Source organism: Peribacillus frigoritolerans (assembly GCF_040250305.1).
GTDB lineage: Bacteria > Bacillota > Bacilli > Bacillales > DSM-1321 > Peribacillus.
In genome coordinates, this window is sequence record NZ_CP158190.1 from 32,501 (window position 1) to 50,254 (window position 17,754).

Genomic DNA, 17,754 nt, shown 5'->3' on the forward strand with positions numbered 1-17,754 from the left:
CCTATACATCGTTTGAACGATGGGGGGACGCAGAAGGATAGGGTAAGCGCGCTGTTGGATATGCGCGTCCAAGCAGTTAGGCCGGAAACGAGGCAAATCCCGTTTCCATTAAGGCGGAGCTGTGATGGCGAGGGAAATATAGTACCGAAGTTCCTGATTCCACGCTGCCAAGAAAAGCCTCTAGTGAGATGTAAGGTGCCCGTACCGCAAACCGACACAGGTAGGCGAGGAGAGAATCCTAAGGTGTGCGAGAGAACTCTCGTTAAGGAACTCGGCAAAATGACCCCGTAACTTCGGGAGAAGGGGTGCTTTTTAGGGTGAATAGCCCAGAAAAGCCGCAGTGAATAGGCCCAGGCGACTGTTTAGCAAAAACACAGGTCTCTGCGAAGCCGCAAGGCGAAGTATAGGGGCTGACACCTGCCCGGTGCTGGAAGGTTAAGGGGAGAGGTTAGCGCAAGCGAAGCTTTGAACCGAAGCCCCAGTAAACGGCGGCCGTAACTATAACGGTCCTAAGGTAGCGAAATTCCTTGTCGGGTAAGTTCCGACCCGCACGAAAGGTGTAACGATCTGGGCACTGTCTCAACGAGAGACTCGGTGAAATTATAGTACCTGTGAAGATGCAGGTTACCCGCGACAGGACGGAAAGACCCCGTGGAGCTTTACTGCAGCCTGATATTGAATTTTGGTACAGCTTGTACAGGATAGGTAGGAGCCTGAGAAGCCGGAGCGCCAGCTTCGGTGGAGGCGTTGGTGGGATACTACCCTGGCTGTATTGAAATTCTAACCCGCGCCCCTTATCGGGGTGGGAGACAGTGTCAGGTGGGCAGTTTGACTGGGGCGGTCGCCTCCTAAAGAGTAACGGAGGCGCCCAAAGGTTCCCTCAGAATGGTTGGAAATCATTCGTAGAGTGTAAAGGCACAAGGGAGCTTGACTGCGAGACCTACAAGTCGAGCAGGGACGAAAGTCGGGCTTAGTGATCCGGTGGTTCCGCATGGAAGGGCCATCGCTCAACGGATAAAAGCTACCCCGGGGATAACAGGCTTATCTCCCCCAAGAGTCCACATCGACGGGGAGGTTTGGCACCTCGATGTCGGCTCATCGCATCCTGGGGCTGTAGTCGGTCCCAAGGGTTGGGCTGTTCGCCCATTAAAGCGGTACGCGAGCTGGGTTCAGAACGTCGTGAGACAGTTCGGTCCCTATCCGTCGCGGGCGCAGGAAATTTGAGAGGAGCTGTCCTTAGTACGAGAGGACCGGGATGGACGCACCGCTGGTGTACCAGTTGTCTTGCCAAAGGCATAGCTGGGTAGCTACGTGCGGACGGGATAAGTGCTGAAAGCATCTAAGCATGAAGCCCCCCTCAAGATGAGATTTCCCATGGCGCAAGCTAGTAAGATCCCTGAAAGATGATCAGGTTGATAGGTCAGAGGTGGAAGCATGGTGACATGTGGAGCTGACTGATACTAATAGATCGAGGACTTAACCAACGCTTTTTAAAAAATGAAATACCTTCTTATTATCTAGTTTTGAAGGAACAATGTTCCTCATATGTTTGGTGGCGATAGCGAAGAGGTCACACCCGTTCCCATTCCGAACACGGCAGTTAAGCTCTTCAGCGCCGATGGTAGTTGGGGGTTTCCCCCTGTGAGAGTAGGACGCCGCCAAGCCATTTATTAAGATCAGCCATCCGGCTGGTCTTTTTTTGCATAATGCTAAGAAAAATCATTGGATATGAAGGGATTATCGATTATGGAAACTTTTATAAAGACATACACGTAATGAAATTCTTCATCATACATTGTTAAAAGCATCCCCGGTTCTCTTAAACTATTTAAATTAATGTATGCGAACAATGGTTTTTGGGGAGAATGCAGGTATGGAGGTGGAGATGTTGGGGACAACAACAACCAAAACAACGGCAGGGGAAACATGCGCGGTTTGTGAAGAAATAAAAGGGATGGGTATACATCTATATACGACTTTTATTTGCGAGGAATGCGAAAGGGATATGATCGGGACGGATACGAACGACCCCAAATACCAATATTACTTAAAGAAATTAAGAAAAATCACTAATCCTGAAATATTATCATGAAAAAATAGTTTGTGGAAAGTTAAAGAGTCAGAGAAAAAAGAAATGGTGTGTTTCTTTAGTCTCTGATTCTTTTTTTGGTACTTTAGAAGAATGCTTGCCAACACGCTCCAAGCTGCAACCAGACTGTTTGGGGATACATAATCGCCTTCCTATTGTCGCAATATGAGATAAAATTGAACTTATTTGATAAAATGAAAAAAAACTAAGACGTGAGGGAAGAGAAAAATGAATCAATCTCAGACACCGTTGTTCGATGCAATGAGTGCATTTCATAAAAAAAGCCCAATATCCCTGCATGTCCCAGGACATAAAAATGGATGGGTGTTTAGTAAAAAGGGCCAAGCTTTATATAACCCCCTGCTTGGTATTGATGCCACGGAGTTAAGCGGTTTAGATGACCTGCATGCTCCAGAGGGCGCCATTTTAAAGTCCGAGCAACTACTCGCTGATCTATATGGGGTAAAGCGGAGTTATTTTCTCGTTAATGGGTCAACCGTAGGCAACATTGCCATGATTCTTGCTACCTGCCGGGAAGGCGATAAGGTCCTTGTCCAAAGAAACTGCCATAAATCAATTTTACACGGATTGATGTTAGCGAATGTACAACCGATCTTTTTACAACCGGCTTATTATGAGAAATGGGGCATTGCTGGCGGTGTAAGATCAAAATTAATTGAAGAAGCCTTGAGTGTACATCCAGATGTAAAAGCCATCATTGTTACCTATCCTAATTATTATGGTCTTGGTGAAGACTTGACGGAAATGGTAAGACTCGCACATCAAAAGGGGATTCCGGTTCTGGTGGACGAGGCACATGGCGCTCATTTTCAGTTAGGAAGTCCGTTTCCAAAGCCGGCCATTTTGGCAGGGGCAGATGCCGTTGTCCAGTCTGCGCATAAAACACTGCCGGCCATGACAATGGGGTCATTTCTTCATGTGAATTCATCCTTAGTTGATGTCGATCAAGTATCATTCTATTTACAAATGCTTCAGTCGAGCAGTCCATCTTACCCGATTATGGGATCGCTCGACTTGGCCAGGGCCTACTTAGCCGCTTTTACATCAGAAGATAAAAGTTCCCTTATTGAAAAGATATTAGATTTCAGAGGCGAATTAGGTGACCTGGAAACAGTAAGGGTGCTGGAGGCGCCACTAGGCATCGCGGCAGACCCGTTGAAAGTAGTCATTCAATCAACAAATGGTTTAAGCGGGTTTGAGTTACAGCAGCTATGTGAAGCCGAAGGCATTTTTACGGAATTGGCTGATCGTGATAATTTATTACTGATTTTACCCTTATTAAAAATGGGTGCCGAATTTCCTTTTCATGAAATCGTTCAAACTATAAAAAGTGCCACTGAAGGCAGAATTGGTTTAAAGGAAGCGAATCTTGGGGAAAGCTTGCCTGAACGAAGGTCAATGACAGGACTTGAAATGCCATACTCCGTCATGAAGCATAGTAAATCAAAACCTGTCGCATTACACAAAGCAGTGGGTGAGGTATCTGCCGAGATGGTCATTCCTTATCCACCGGGCATCCCTTTGATTATGTCCGGGGAAATGATTACTCCTGAACATATATCCATTTTGAGAAGCCTGCTAGAACTGGGATCAAGGTTTCATGGCGGTTCCTCCCTTTCAAACGGAGAATTGATCGTTTATGAAAGCGGGCAGACTGGTTAAAATGTTATACTACAAACAAAGAACCTTGGAGGTACATCGATGAAACGTGGTATTTTTATAACAATGGAAGGGCCTGAGGGTGCCGGGAAAACAACAATTGCCCAAATGCTTGGCAAGGCTCTGCAACAAGAAGGCTACCAAGTACTATTAACGCGTGAGCCAGGTGGAGTTCCCATTTCGGAGCAAATTAGGGAAGTGATCCTTAATAAAGATAATACAGCCATGGACCCGAGAACAGAGGCTTTATTATACGCAGCAGCAAGGCGTCAGCATTTAGTGGAAGTGGTCATGCCGGAGTTGGAACGAGGGGGAATTGTCCTCTGTGACCGGTTTATAGACAGCTCGTTAGCCTATCAGGGCCATGCAAGGGGTTTGGATATAGAAGAAGTTTACAATATCAATAAATTCGCAATAGGAGATATGATGCCAGATGCCACGCTCTTTTTTGATATCGACCCAGAAGAGGGATTAAGACGTATCCAGTCCAATGGGGAAAGGGAAGTGAACCGGCTGGATCTTGAAGCCCTCGACTTCCATAAAAAAGTTTGTGAGGGGTATCAGTTCATTATAAATAGATGGAAAGACCGTTTCATCATCGTGGATGCAGGCCGGACAATAGATGAAGTACTTGAAGAAACGAAAGCCAGCTTGTTGGATTTTTTAGCGAAAGCGGGAAACTGAATATATAGGTTTCCATATTATTCAACCAATACTATTCCAGGTAAGGACTAGTTGATATAATGGAGTTAGTAAAAATTCAGAGTAACCGGAGGATGATGAAAATGAAAATGATCATTGCTGTCGTACAAGACAAGGATAGTCATCGCCTGCTGAATCAATTAGTGGAAAATAATTTCGGAACGACCAAGCTAGCCAGCACTGGCGGGTTTTTAAAATCAGGTAATACGACTTTCATGATTGGCACAGAGGATGAACGTGTTGACCAAGCCATTCAGATAATCAAACAGAATTGTCAGTCACGATCCCAATTAGTATCACCGGTTTCACCGATGGGCGGGAATGCCGAGTCCTATGTACCTTACCCAGTGGAGATTCAAGTAGGCGGAGCGACCATTTTTGTTCTGCCGGTTGAAAACTTTTTACAATTTTAACGGTTAGTTTCAGGGAGGTTCATTATGAAAATCAACCATGATATCCCTATTAAGCTGGATAAATCGCGTCAGGATGCCAAACAGTTTCAAACTGGAAATGGAAGATTTCAACAAATGGTCCAGACACAGGATCAAAAGATGCAAATCCAAACATTAAACCGTTTGATAGGCGATATTGAAGGGGCGGGTCAGCGTTTAGTAAGGTCACGTACTTTTAGGGAATTGGCAAAATATAAAGCATTGGTGAAACGGTTTGTTAAAGAAGCGGTTGAATATGGACTGGAACTGAAACAATCTACGAGCTGGAACGAATATGGACAAAGCCGGCCGTTGAAAACCGTGGAAACGATAGATGCAAGATTAGTTGAGTTAAGCGAGGAAATTCTTAATAAAGAGAAAAGTTCGCTTGAAATATTGGAAATGATTGGCGAGATTAAAGGTCTGCTGATTAATTTATATACTTAAGTGAGTTGATGGTTTTGGATAAAACATGGCAGGACATGAGTGAAATTCAGCCGCAGGTAATGACGATGCTGCAAAATAGCATAACGAAGAACAGGGTGGCACATGCGTATTTATTTGAAGGGGAAAAAGGGACAGGTAAGCAAGAGATAAGCAATGCCTTTGCCAAAAGCTTACTATGTGAAGCCCCGACAGCAGGTTATGAGCCATGCGAACTTTGTCGGAATTGCAAACGGATTTCAAGTGGGAATCATCCTGATGTCCATTTGATAGAAAGAGACGGTCTCTCAATAAAGAAAGAACAAATCAAGGGGCTGCAGGAAGAATTTTCGAAAAAAAGTGTAGAGGCAGATCGAAAGGTTTATATGATTGCCGATGCGGACAAAATGTCGGTGGGGGCAGCCAACAGTCTATTGAAATTTTTAGAAGAACCTTCGGCTGATACTGTAGCAATATTGATGACCGAACAGCTTCAGAGGATTCTACCGACTATATTATCTAGGTGCCAAGTAATTTCATTCAAACCATTATCTCCGGAGAATGTGAGACGGAAGCTGATAGAACAGGAGTTAGAACCACAGCTGGCTTCGGTCATCGCACACATAACACAGAATGTGGAAGCTGGAATCGAGCTTAGCCATGATGAATGGTTTGTACAAGCTCAAAAAATAGTGGTAAAATTATATGAAGTGTTAAAACTCAATTCCTTGAAGGCATTGCTGTACCTTCAGACGGATTGGTCCACACACTTTAAAGAAAGAGAACAGGTTGACAGAGGTCTTGATTTGTTACTTCTTATATATAAGGATTTATTATACATTCAGTTGGACAAAAAGGACTTCGTTGTATTCCAAAATAAACTGAAGGAATTTGAAACTCACGCTCTTCATCTTTCCCCAAGACGCCTTGCTGAACATATGGGTTGCATTTTGGAAGCAAAAAGGAAGCTGATGTCCAACACGAATCCACAGCTGTTGATGGAACAGCTTGTGCTGAATTTGCAGGAGGGATCATGATTTGTATGATGTTGTAGGTGTCCGTTTTAAAAAGGCGGGCAAAATATACTACTTCGATCCGGGTGAATTCACTATTCCTAAGGACGATTTTGTAATAGTGGAGACTGTCCGCGGTGTTGAATTCGGTAAAGTCGTTACAGCCCGGAAACAAGTAGATGAAAACGATGTTGTCCTGCCATTGAAAAAAGTACTTCGGGTCGCTGATGCAAAAGATAAGCTGATTGTAGACGAGAACAAGGCGGCTGCAGAAGAGGCTTACTCTATATGTTGTCAAAAGGTTGTGGAGCATAAGCTGGATATGAAGCTGGTTGATGTGTCATATACTTTCGACAGAAATAAAGTCGTGTTTTATTTTACAGCGGATGGTCGCGTGGATTTCCGTGATTTAGTCAAAGATTTAGCTGCCATATTCAGAACTCGCATAGAACTGCGCCAAATTGGGGTTAGGGATGAGGCAAAGATGCTTGGTGGCATCGGACCTTGTGGCAGAATGCTTTGTTGCTCCACATTTCTTGGGGATTTTGAACCGGTTTCCATCAAAATGGCGAAGGATCAGAATTTATCATTAAACCCTACAAAAATCTCAGGTTTATGCGGTCGATTGATGTGCTGTCTGAAATATGAAAATGATGAGTATGAAAGTGCGAAGGAAATGCTTCCTGATTTAGGTGAAATGATTAATACGCCTGGTGGCAAAGGCAAGGTAGTGGGGCTTAATATTCTAGAACGCGTACTTCAGATTGAACTAATCGAGCAAGAAAGAGTATTAGAGTATACTCTAGATGAGATTCTAAAAGAGGGAGCCGTTTCTATTCAAGCCACAGATTATTAAGGTGGTGGGAGAGCGTGGATAAGAAAGATATTTTTGAGTCGGTGACCAATATGGAAACCCAGATAGGCCAATTATATAAGCAGCTTGGAGAATTGAAGCAGAACTTAGCTGAAATCCTTGAGGAAAATCAGTCGCTCAAGCTGGAGAACGAGCATTTGCGCCATCGGTTGGGCCTTGTGGAAGTCGAAACTGCTCCTGCTGCAGTAAAGGTCAAACAAAAAGTGAAAAACCGTACTGCAAGTGCGGACAAGGTTATGGATATCGGGGAAGGCTATGATAATTTAGCCCGTATCTATCAAGAAGGCTTTCACATTTGCAATCTGCATTTTGGCAGTTTAAGAAAAGAAGGAGATTGCCTGTTCTGTTTATCTTTTTTAAACAAGAAGTGATAATGGAATAATATAAAAGATGTTCCATCTCTTTTACGTGATAGATAGACCGTTTACAATATATAGTGATTCGGGGTCTGACGCATACTATGAGTCAGGCCCCTTTTTGTACGATAGTAATGTCGAAGCATGGACCTTGAACATGCTTTTTTCCATACATGATTAGGAGGGTAACAGCAATGGTAGAACTTAAAGGAGATGAGCGCCTGGATTATCTATTGGCTGAGAAATTAAGGATCATCCAGAGCCCGTCGGTGTTCTCTTTTTCATTAGATGCCGTTTTATTATCAAGGTTCGTAAATGTCCCGATCCAAAAAGGAAAAATCGTAGATCTTTGCTCAGGGAATGGGGTCATACCTTTGCTGCTGAGTACAAGAACGAAAGGGAAAATTACCGGTGTTGAAATTCAAGAGCGTTTATATGATATGGCCCAGAGGAGCATGGACTATAATGGCGTATCCTCCCAGATCGAGATGATTCATGGGGATATAAAGGAAATTCCTAAACAGATAGGGTATAGCAAATATGATGTCGTTACTTGCAATCCACCCTATTTCCCAACGCCATCCATCGAGGAAATTAACAAAAATGAACATTTTGCAATTGCCCGACATGAACTAATGTGTAATCTTGAGGACGTCATGCGTGTCTCAAGTCAGTTGCTGCGTCAAGGTGGGAAAGCGGCATTCGTTCATAGACCGGGCCGCCTGATGGATATCCTCCATTTCATGAGGATGTACAGAATAGAACCGAAGCGACTGCAATTCGTTTATCCAAAGAGTTCAAAAGAAGCGAATACGATTCTTATTGAAGGGATAAAGGACGGCAACCCTGATTTGAAGATTCTTCCTCCGCTTGTTGTCTATAATGATCAGAATGAGTATAATCCGGAAATCAGAAGGATTTTATATGGAGAGGAATAAGCATTATTTTTATGTTTTAAAATGCAGGGACGGAAGCTATTATGCCGGGTATACAAATAATTTGGACCGTAGGATTGATGCTCATAATCAAGGCAGGGGTGCAAAGTATACACGAGGCCGGACCCCGGTTGAACTGATTTATCATGAAATATTCGAAACACAGACATTGGCCATGCAGGCTGAATATAAATTCAAGCAATTAACAAGAAAACAAAAGCAAAAGTGGATGGCAAAGGAGGATACATGATATGTGGCAGCAAAAGAGTTTTGAAAAAGAAGGATTGGAGCCAGCTCTGTATCTGGTTCCTACACCGATAGGAAATCTTGAGGATATGAGTTTCCGGGCTTTAAGAATCTTGAAGGAAGCGGATGTCATTGCTGCTGAGGACACGCGAAATACGAAGAAATTATGCAACTACTTTGAAATTTCGACACCTATCGTCAGTTACCATGAACATAATAAGGAATATAGCGGGAAGCAGATGCTTGAGAGGCTTCGATCTGGAGAGGTCATTGCATTGGTAAGTGATGCGGGCTTGCCGACGATATCCGATCCGGGGTATGAACTGGTCAAAGAAGCCATTGCCGAACAGTTTAAAGTCATCCCGTTGCCTGGGGCAAATGCTGCATTAACTGCATTGATCGCATCTGGACTGACTCCGCAGCCTTTTTACTTTTATGGCTTTTTACAACGGGGAGCAAAAGAAAAAAAGAAGGAGCTGGAAAAATTAAAAAAAATGGAGTCGACTTGGATCGTTTATGAGTCGCCACATCGCTTGAAAGAAACATTGAAACATATGCATGAAATTTTAGGTGACCGTCGTATAGTATTATGCCGCGAATTGACCAAGAAGTTTGAAGAGTTCATCCGAGGGACTGTGAGTGAAGCATTGACGTGGGCGATGGAATCCGAAATTCGCGGAGAGTTCTGTTTAATAATAGAAGGAGGGCAATGGTCGGAGGAGGAACCTGAAGAAGCTTGGTGGATGGCCCTTGACATCGTCGGTCATGTTAATCATTATATGGAAACCAAGCAGTTCACTTCAAAGGACGCAATCAAGCAGGTCGCAAAAGATCGCAATATGCAAAAACGGGATGTATATCAAGCATATCATATTGATATACAAGAATAATAAACATAAAAAAACTTCCGAAGACCGGAAGTTTTTTTATATCATTTATTTAGAAGCAGTGAAGTTTTGTTGAATTTCTTGAATAAGTAATTCTGCACCTTCACGACTAAGGATCAATTTACCATTAGCAAGTGTAAGGTTGTTATCGGAAACTTCACCTGTAACTTGGCAAGTCATGTTTGGTTTGTATTTTTTCAAGATGATGCGCTCATCATCAACATAGATTTCAAGAGCGTCTTTCTCAGCGATACCCAATGTACGACGAAGTTCGATTGGAATAACCACCCGGCCTAACTCATCAACTTTACGAACAATACCTGTAGATTTCATTTTTTTTTCTCCTCTCAGTTACAATCTAGTACCCTATTTCTATTTTTTTCGCCATTATTCGACAAATTTTTTTATAAATTTATAATACCAGCCATTCCCAAATTCGTCAATGATTTATTTTCATTTTTTTGTAAGAAATAGCATGGCCCATTTGTGTAACAAAAAGGCTTTTAAAGAGAAAAAATCGGTTATGCCTTTAAAAGTAAAGAAATAGCAAGGCTACAAAGAACCCCTCACTTCACCAGATTTCGACAAAGTGTGCATATAAAACATACTTCATTATTATATGATTAAATATAATTTAGTTTCAAAACAAAAGTTCTGAATTAAGGATAATTTTCTGAAAAAGTATGAATATGTGAGTTGTTGCACAAAAAAAGAAATTTAGGTATATTTTGTTGAGGTAAGAGGTAATGCTGTCATAAGGGAAGTTCACGTCCAGATCACTTATTTTTAAATATAATTTTTTTAATTCTATTAACACATGATTAGATTAGTGATTATTGTCGCATATAGCGTTAAAATAGAGATAATAACTTAAATATATTCTTATGGCTTGGGTCAATCCTTTAGCCGGTTTTTCAAAAGATGAGGAGGGAACGTAGTGCAAGATAAATTAAAAACATTCTATATCACGACACCCATATATTATCCGAGTGGTAATTTACATATAGGGCACGCGTATACGACAGTTGCAGGGGATGCCATGGCTCGTTATAAAAGGATGCGTGGTTTCGATGTCATGTACTTAACAGGCACTGATGAACATGGTCAAAAAATCCAGCGTAAAGCGGCTGAGGAAGGAATCACTCCACAGCAATATGTAGATAATATCGTATCAGGGATTAAAGAGCTCTGGGAAAAGCTTGATATTTCATATGATGATTTCATAAGGACCACGGAAGATCGCCATAAAGAGGTTGTTGCCAAGATATTCAAAAGGCTATTGGACCAGGGTGATATATACTTGGACCAATATGAAGGGCTATATTGTACACCTTGCGAATCTTTCTTCACGGAACGTCAGGTGGAAGAAAGCAATGGGAACTGTCCTGATTGCGGCAGGCCTGTTGAGAAGGTGAAAGAGGAATCTTATTTCTTTAAGATGAGTAAATATGCGAATCGGTTACTGAAGTTTTATGAGGAAAACCCGGATTTCATTCAACCGGAATCCCGCAAAAATGAAATGATCAATAACTTCATCAAGCCTGGATTGGAAGATCTGGCCGTTTCACGTACTACTTTCGATTGGGGCATCAAGGTGCCGGGAGATCCAAAGCATGTTATTTATGTCTGGATAGATGCTTTGACCAATTATATAACGGCATTAGGGTACGGAACGGATAATGATTCTAAATACTTGAATTATTGGCCGGCCGATGTACATCTGGTCGGAAAGGAAATCGTGCGTTTCCATACGATCTATTGGCCGATCATGTTAATGGCTCTTGATGTGCCGCTTCCAAAGAAAGTCTTTGCCCACGGATGGCTTCTCATGAAAGATGGTAAAATGTCCAAATCAAAAGGGAATGTAGTGGATCCCGTTACATTGATTGATCGTTATGGTTTGGATTCTTTACGCTATTATTTATTGCGTGAAGTTCCATTTGGTTCTGATGGAGTATTTACACCGGAAGGGTTTGTTGAACGGATTAATTTTGACCTGGCAAATGATTTAGGGAATTTATTAAATCGAACAGTAGCAATGGTCAATAAGTATTTTGATGGTGTAATTCCAAATTACGATGGATCCAATGGTGAATTCGAAAAGGCTTTGCTTGAAATGAATCAAGATACGGTAGGCAAGTATGAGGAAGCAATGGAAAACATGGAATTTTCAGTTGCACTAACATCCATTTGGCAACTCGTGAGCAGAACTAACAAATTCATTGATGAAACCCAGCCATGGACTCTTGCTAAAGATGAATCAAGGAAAGCAGACCTTGCTAGTGTCATGGTTCATTTGGCGGAATCATTACGCAGGACAGCAATCCTTTTGAAACCGTTCTTGACTCAAACACCAGAAAAAATCTTTGCTCAGCTTAGCATCAAAGATGATGTGTTGAAATCCTGGGACAGTTTAGCGGAGTTCGGTCAAATTCCTGCTGAAACAAAAGTTTTGAAGGGAGACCCGATCTTCCCTCGTTTGGATATGGAAGAGGAAGTTTTATATATTAAAGAACAAATGCAGGGTGATGCACCTAAGGCCGAGGAAAAAGTGGAAGTGGCGATTCCCGAGGTTGATGAGATCACTATTGATGACTTTACAAAAGTGGAGCTACGTGTTGCTCAGGTCATGGAAGTTGAACCAGTAAAGAAGGCGGATAAGCTTCTTAAACTTCAGCTAGATTTGGGCTATGAGAAACGGCAAGTCGTTTCGGGCATTGCACAGCATTATAAACCCGAAGATTTAGTGGGCAAAAAAGTGATATGCGTAACGAATTTGAAACCTGTTAAACTTCGTGGCGAGCTCTCGCAAGGAATGATTTTGGCGGGAAGCCAAGATGGTGTACTCTCAGTCGCTACAATAGATTCATCGATCCCAAATGGTTCAAAGGTGAAATAAACCGATGAAAACATAAAGGTGTTTCATATGAAACATTTTTATGTTTTTTTCTTTATGCTTTTGGAAAAAGTACTTTTATACAGGTTTTGTTTTTGGTATTGAATTTATTTGTTGAGCATATAAGGTCCTTTGTAATCTGTTTGTTACCTAAATGTGAAACATAAAACTTTCATTTTTTTATAAAATAGTGCTAGAAAGGAAGAAAAATAATGTTATTTGATACACATGTACATGTTAATGCGGAACAATTCAACGAGGATCTCGAAGACGTAATAGAAAGAGCTAAGGAAGCAGGAGTCAATAATATGGTAGTCGTTGGTTTTGACCGGCCTACTATTATAAGGGCAATGGAATTGATAGAAGCTTATGATTTCATGTATGCCGCAGTCGGCTGGCATCCTGTCGATGCTATAGATATGACAGAAGAGGACTTACAATGGATCGAGGAATTATCCAACCATCCAAAGGTTGTGGCCATTGGTGAGATGGGCCTGGATTATCATTGGGATAAATCACCGAAAGATGTTCAAATGGAGGTGTTCAGGAAGCAAATCCGATTGGCAAAAAAGGTGGGGCTGCCCATTATCATCCATAATCGGGAAGCGACCGCGGATATCGTGAACATACTCAAGGAAGAAGAGGCATCAATGGTTGGAGGCATCATGCATTGCTTTAGCGGAAGTGCGGAAACGGCTTTGGAATGCATCAATATGAATTTTTATATTTCATTGGGTGGCCCTGTGACCTTCAAGAATGCAAAAAAACCAAAGGAAGTGGCAGCGGTCGTACCTTTAGACCGTTTACTGATAGAGACTGATTGTCCATATTTGGCTCCCCATCCTTATAGAGGGAAGCGTAATGAACCTTCGTATGTGAAGCTTGTTGCTGAACAAATTGCAGAAATCAAACAACTTACAATAGAGGAAGTTTCCCAGGCGACAACAGAAAATGCCAAGAAATTATTCGGCATTAACTGACATTTTATTTTACAATATCTCCCGGGGTTCGCTAGCTAAAATCGCATTTTTTTAAAGTTTCTACAAATCTCGCTCCAACTATAGGCTTATTATGTCGAGAAGTCACCCTTTCCTTTTCAATATGGAATATGCATAATAGGTAGTAATTTCCTGAATGAGAAGTGAATGGGTTGACAGCTTGATAACTAAGTCTATATAATCACCGGGAGGAAGGAGGAGTTTTTCATTCTATTAAAAACTATGAAAAACCTTATTCCCAAACCTTTTGGGAAGAAGAGAATGGCAATTGCCATTTGCAGTGCTATTCTTGTTTCTACAGCATTGGGAATACTAATATATCAAGGTACAAAGGATACAGTAACAATCATGTTAGACGGAAAAAAAGAGGTAGTGCGTACACACGCGGCTACTGTAAATGATATGTTGGAAGATTTAGAGATTACCGTTCAAGCCGCAGACTATGTCCATCCATCAAGAGCCACGAAGGTTGATGATGATTTGGAGGTGGTTTGGAAGCCTGCACAAAAAATCGTCATGGTACAGGATGGTAAGACGGAGGAAGTCTGGTCCACTGCCGAAACAGTAGATGAACTTTTAAAAGATCAAGATCTTAGTGTGAAGGAACAGGATAAGATCACCCCTTCAAAAAATACGAAGCTGAAAGCGAATATGGAAGTTGCCATAGACAAAGCCTTTTCACTGAAATTAGTGGTAGGTGGAGACGAAAAGCAGGTATGGTCAACTTCGACTACTGTCGCTGACTTTTTAAAGCAACAAGGAGTAAAACTCAATGATTTGGATAGAGTTGAGCCAGAATTAACCGAAAAAGTTGAAGCTGAGAATACGGTAAACGTAGTTCGAATTGAAAAAGTCACCGATGTAGTGGAAGAACCAGTTGACTTTGCTGTCATAACAAAAAAAGATGACTCTTTATCAAAAGGGAAAGAGAAAATTGTCAAAGAAGGAAAAGACGGACTCATTTCCAAGAAATATGAAGTTGTTAAGGAAAATGGCAAAGAGGTCAAAAGAGAATTACTTTCAGAAAAAGTAGTTAATAAAAAGCAGGATAAAGTTGTAACGGTCGGAACTCGAACGACAGTTGCCCAGGCATCACGCGGAGTAACTAACGTTAGTTCTTCAAGTGGAAAAGAAATATACGTTTCATCAACAGCTTATACTGCCAGTTGTAAGGGCTGTTCCGGTGTCACTTCTACAGGTGTAGATCTTAAGAGTAATCCGGGTGCGAAGATCATTGCTGTCGATCCAAGCGTAATTCCTTTGGGGTCGAAAGTATATGTAGAGGGATACGGCTATGCTGTAGCTGCTGACAAAGGCGGAGCAATAAAGGGAAATAAGATTGATGTCTTCTTTTCCTCAAAAAATGATGCCTATCGTTGGGGTGTAAAGAGAGTAAAGGTTCGCGTATTGGACTAATAAGGTTTCTCTCGCAGGAGATGAATTCGTCTCCTGTTTTTTGCGTTTTATTTTCCACTTGTTGAAAAACCCTATGTAAAACTGTTTTAATAAGATAGACGTCTCACTATTCCATAAGATTTCAATTTATGTGTGTAAACTTTCATAAATGATCTTGACTGGATTCTCTATCCGGAAAAATTTTACGGGGGACCGGTTACGTTTATCCAAGAGCTAATCAAAGCGTTTGCGCTTTTCTGTATGGAGGAAACCATGAAGAAGATTAAAGAGATTATTGTTGTAGAAGGAAAAGATGATACGGTAGCGATAAAAAGGGCTGTTAATGCTGATACAATAGAAACCAACGGTTCTGCGGTGAATGAGTCCTGTATCGAGCAGGTGAGGCTTGCACAAAAGACGCGTGGAGCCATCATTTTCACAGACCCTGATTTTCCTGGTCAAAAAATCAGGAACATCATTTCAGAACAAGTAAAAGGCTGTAAACACGCCTTTTTAACGAAGGAGGAAGCCCTTCCTAAGTCAGGTAGAGGAATTGGTGTGGAACATGCTTCTCCTGAGGCGATTCGTAATGCTTTAAAGGATGCCCAGTTAATGGATGAAGAGGCTTCAGAAGAGATTTCACAGCAGGATTTAATAGATGCAGGTTTAATCGGGGGATCCGGTGCCAAGGAACGAAGGGAAAAACTTGGATCTATTTTAAAAATCGGGTTTACCAATGGTAAACAGTTATATAAGAGACTAAAAATGTTCCAAATATCAACTGATGCTTTTGAGAAAGCGATGGTACAGATAATTCAGGAGGAAAATAATGAATAAGGATATTGCAACCCCTGTCAGAACGAAAGAAATATTAAAGAAATACGGATTCTCCTTTAAAAAGAGCTTAGGACAAAACTTTTTAATCGATACGAATATCTTGAAACGTATTGTCGAACATGCCAATTTGACAGAGGAAAGCGGCGCCATCGAAATTGGGCCGGGAATCGGGGCATTGACGGAACAACTAGCGAAAAGCAGCAAAAAGGTTGCGGCCTTTGAGATTGATCAGCGTCTACTGCCCATCTTATCGGATACACTGTCTCCCTATAACAATGTAAACATCATTCACGGGGATGTTCTCAAGGCTGATGTCAAGAAGGTAATCGAGGAGGAATTCGCTGGCTTCTCGGACCTGATGGTTGTTGCAAATCTGCCATACTATGTCACGACGCCGATCATTTTAAAGCTATTGTCCGAGGACCTGCCCATTAGAGGCATCGTGTGCATGCTGCAAAAGGAAGTGGCTGATCGAATTGCCGCAAAACCTGGGACAAAGGAATATGGTTCTTTATCCATTGCGATTCAATACTATACCGAAGCCGAAACAGTGATGATCGTACCCAAAACGGTATTCATGCCTCAGCCTAATGTTGATTCAGCTGTAATTCGCCTTACCTTGCGCGATAAGCCAATCGTTGAGGTCCTGGATGAGGATTTCTTATTCACTGTGACCCGGGCGAGCTTTGCACAGCGCCGGAAAACGATTTTAAATAACTTAACCAGTCAGCTGCCGGATGGCAAGTCGAAAAAAGAACTCATACTTGCCGCTCTCGAAGCCGCAGAAGTTGATCCTTCCAGACGGGGAGAAACACTGAGCATCAAAGAATTTGGCCGCTTAAGTGATGCCTTATTGCCGAATTTCAAATAAAGATAATGTGAAAGATTAAAGTCGGAATGGGGTCACTCCCAGCTTCCGGCTTTTTTTATTTTGATATCGGCATACCATGATGGGCGTACCCAAAAATGTAATCAATCCCAACCTTTCACCATTCAAGAATGGTTCGCATAACTTAAGAATGAAAATAAACTAGGGCGGGCTGAAAATAAGTCTTCTCATGGGGTGGGGCCATGAATATTCAAATAAACGATATTGTCGGTCGGGTTTCTTATAAATGCGACGTGTTGTTCCGGGTAATCGATATCCGTGATATTGACGGAAGGCGTGAAGCTATTCTTTATGGGGAAGATATCCGACTGATTGCAGATGCACCTTTTCAAGATTTAATGATCATTAATGATAATGAAAGAAATGATCGACAAAGAACGAATGAGATACTTCAAGAACAATCTTACCGCTTATTAACACAAGATCTAGAGTTGCAACAACAAAAAAATGGCTATCAATCGAGTAATGGCTATCGGTATAGCGGTGAATATTTTCAGATACCAGGGAGGGTCCTCCATGTTGATGGGGATGCATCTTACTTAAGGAAATGCATGGAGCTATATCAGAAATTCGGTATTCCGGTCAATGGCATCTATTGCAATGAAAAGGAAATGCCCCAAAGAATAGGGGGTTTGTTGGACCATTATCGGCCGGACATTCTTGTTGTCACCGGTCATGATGCCTATTCAAAATCAAAAGGACCGATGTCCGATATCAATGCCTACCGTCACTCAAAGGATTTTGTACAGACAGTTAGAGAAGCACGAAGGAAGGTTTCCCATTTAGACCAACTGATTATATTTGCCGGGGCTTGCCAATCACATTTTGAATCATTAATCCAAGCGGGTGCAAATTTTGCAAGTTCACCCTCCCGTGTTAATATACATGCTCTTGATCCGGTATATATCGTCGGAAAGATAAGCTTTACACCTTTTTCCGATCATATTCATGTATGGGATGTCCTTCGGAATACATTAACGGGAGAGAAGGGTTTGGGGGGAATTGAGACTAAAGGGGTGTTACGGACCGGGTTGCCGTTCAAGCCATTTCAAGAAGAATGAACGAGCTGCATTTTGAAAGAATGCAGCTTGCTTTTGGTGGGG

General features: G+C 41.9%; 18 protein-coding genes and 2 rRNA genes (1 of these 20 running past the window's edge). 19 read left to right on the plus strand and 1 reads right to left on the minus strand.

The features are described from left to right. The 13 genes from ABOA58_RS00160 to rsmI form a co-directional block, all read left to right on the plus strand. Positions 1-1,484: ribosomal RNA gene (locus tag ABOA58_RS00160) — 23S ribosomal RNA — on the plus strand (it extends 1,449 nt beyond the left edge of the window). A 64-nt stretch (positions 1,485-1,548) separates the two neighbouring features. Then, positions 1,549-1,664: ribosomal RNA gene (rrf, locus tag ABOA58_RS00165) — 5S ribosomal RNA — on the plus strand. Between the two features lie 209 nt (positions 1,665-1,873). Further along, positions 1,874-2,092: a sigma factor G inhibitor Gin gene (locus tag ABOA58_RS00170; protein WP_101225890.1), complete on the plus strand. Its 219-nt coding sequence runs from the start codon at positions 1,874-1,876 to the stop codon at positions 2,090-2,092. 225 nt (positions 2,093-2,317) lie between these two features. After that, positions 2,318-3,772, plus strand: a complete 1,455-nt coding sequence (locus ABOA58_RS00175) for an aminotransferase class I/II-fold pyridoxal phosphate-dependent enzyme (RefSeq protein WP_350300830.1) — start codon at positions 2,318-2,320, stop codon at positions 3,770-3,772. Between the two features lie 39 nt (positions 3,773-3,811). Beyond that, positions 3,812-4,453 (plus strand): dTMP kinase, encoded by a 642-nt coding sequence (gene tmk, locus ABOA58_RS00180; protein WP_350300831.1) that lies wholly within the window; start codon positions 3,812-3,814, stop codon positions 4,451-4,453. 101 nt (positions 4,454-4,554) lie between these two features. Further along, complete coding sequence (locus ABOA58_RS00185) at positions 4,555-4,884, plus strand: cyclic-di-AMP receptor (RefSeq protein ID WP_034316369.1); 330 nt, start codon at positions 4,555-4,557, stop codon at positions 4,882-4,884. 24 nt (positions 4,885-4,908) lie between these two features. Beyond that, positions 4,909-5,349, plus strand: coding sequence for a YaaR family protein (locus ABOA58_RS00190; protein WP_350300832.1), 441 nt, complete (start codon positions 4,909-4,911; stop codon positions 5,347-5,349). A gap of 14 nt (positions 5,350-5,363) precedes the next feature. Beyond that, positions 5,364-6,362, plus strand: coding sequence for a DNA polymerase III subunit delta' (gene holB / locus ABOA58_RS00195; RefSeq protein ID WP_350300833.1), 999 nt, complete (start codon positions 5,364-5,366; stop codon positions 6,360-6,362). Position 6,363: 1 nt separating this feature from the next. Further along, positions 6,364-7,194, plus strand: coding sequence for a PSP1 domain-containing protein (locus ABOA58_RS00200; protein ID WP_241594416.1), 831 nt, complete (start codon positions 6,364-6,366; stop codon positions 7,192-7,194). A 50-nt stretch (positions 7,195-7,244) separates the two neighbouring features. Further along, positions 7,245-7,583, plus strand: coding sequence for a DNA replication initiation control protein YabA (gene yabA / locus ABOA58_RS00205; RefSeq protein WP_269467095.1), 339 nt, complete (start codon positions 7,245-7,247; stop codon positions 7,581-7,583). A 179-nt stretch (positions 7,584-7,762) separates the two neighbouring features. Then, a complete protein-coding gene (locus tag ABOA58_RS00210) occupies positions 7,763-8,506 on the plus strand; it encodes a tRNA1(Val) (adenine(37)-N6)-methyltransferase (RefSeq protein ID WP_350300834.1) in 744 nt (247 codons plus the stop codon). After that, positions 8,493-8,753, plus strand: a complete 261-nt coding sequence (locus tag ABOA58_RS00215; RefSeq protein ID WP_101225897.1) for a GIY-YIG nuclease family protein — start codon at positions 8,493-8,495, stop codon at positions 8,751-8,753. The genes ABOA58_RS00210 and ABOA58_RS00215 overlap by 14 nt, the downstream gene beginning before the upstream one ends. A 1-nt stretch (position 8,754) precedes the next feature. Next, entirely contained in the window at positions 8,755-9,639 is an 885-nt protein-coding gene (gene rsmI / locus ABOA58_RS00220; protein WP_350300835.1) for a 16S rRNA (cytidine(1402)-2'-O)-methyltransferase, read from the plus strand. A 45-nt stretch (positions 9,640-9,684) separates the two neighbouring features. On the opposite strand, the gene ABOA58_RS00225 is transcribed toward rsmI, so the two are convergent. Beyond that, positions 9,685-9,969 (minus strand): AbrB/MazE/SpoVT family DNA-binding domain-containing protein, encoded by a 285-nt coding sequence (locus tag ABOA58_RS00225; RefSeq protein WP_048689982.1) that lies wholly within the window; start codon positions 9,967-9,969, stop codon positions 9,685-9,687. 604 nt (positions 9,970-10,573) lie between these two features. On the opposite strand from ABOA58_RS00225, the gene metG reads away from it, so the two are divergent. The 6 genes from metG to yabG all read left to right on the plus strand — a co-directional run bounded on the left by metG (position 10,574) and on the right by yabG (position 17,712). Then, complete coding sequence (gene metG, locus ABOA58_RS00230) at positions 10,574-12,535, plus strand: methionine--tRNA ligase (RefSeq protein ID WP_350300836.1); 1,962 nt, start codon at positions 10,574-10,576, stop codon at positions 12,533-12,535. 209 nt (positions 12,536-12,744) lie between these two features. Further along, complete coding sequence (locus ABOA58_RS00235; protein ID WP_350300837.1) at positions 12,745-13,512, plus strand: TatD family hydrolase; 768 nt, start codon at positions 12,745-12,747, stop codon at positions 13,510-13,512. 279 nt (positions 13,513-13,791) lie between these two features. Beyond that, the gene (locus tag ABOA58_RS00240) at positions 13,792-14,946 is read left to right on the plus strand and encodes a ubiquitin-like domain-containing protein (protein WP_350300838.1); all 1,155 of its coding nucleotides are present in this window, start codon (positions 13,792-13,794) and stop codon (positions 14,944-14,946) included. Positions 14,947-15,198: 252 nt separating this feature from the next. Continuing rightward, positions 15,199-15,762: a ribonuclease M5 gene (gene rnmV / locus ABOA58_RS00245; protein ID WP_137019647.1), complete on the plus strand. Its 564-nt coding sequence runs from the start codon at positions 15,199-15,201 to the stop codon at positions 15,760-15,762. After that, positions 15,755-16,633 carry a 16S rRNA (adenine(1518)-N(6)/adenine(1519)-N(6))-dimethyltransferase RsmA gene (rsmA, locus tag ABOA58_RS00250; RefSeq protein ID WP_350300839.1) on the plus strand — a complete coding sequence of 293 codons (879 nt, stop codon included), beginning with the start codon at positions 15,755-15,757 and terminating at the stop codon, positions 16,631-16,633. Before rnmV ends, rsmA begins: the two co-directional genes overlap by 8 nt. Positions 16,634-16,833: 200 nt before the next feature. Continuing rightward, positions 16,834-17,712 carry a sporulation peptidase YabG gene (gene yabG / locus ABOA58_RS00255; protein ID WP_350300840.1) on the plus strand — a complete coding sequence of 293 codons (879 nt, stop codon included), beginning with the start codon at positions 16,834-16,836 and terminating at the stop codon, positions 17,710-17,712. The last annotated feature ends 42 nt before the right edge of the window (positions 17,713-17,754 follow it).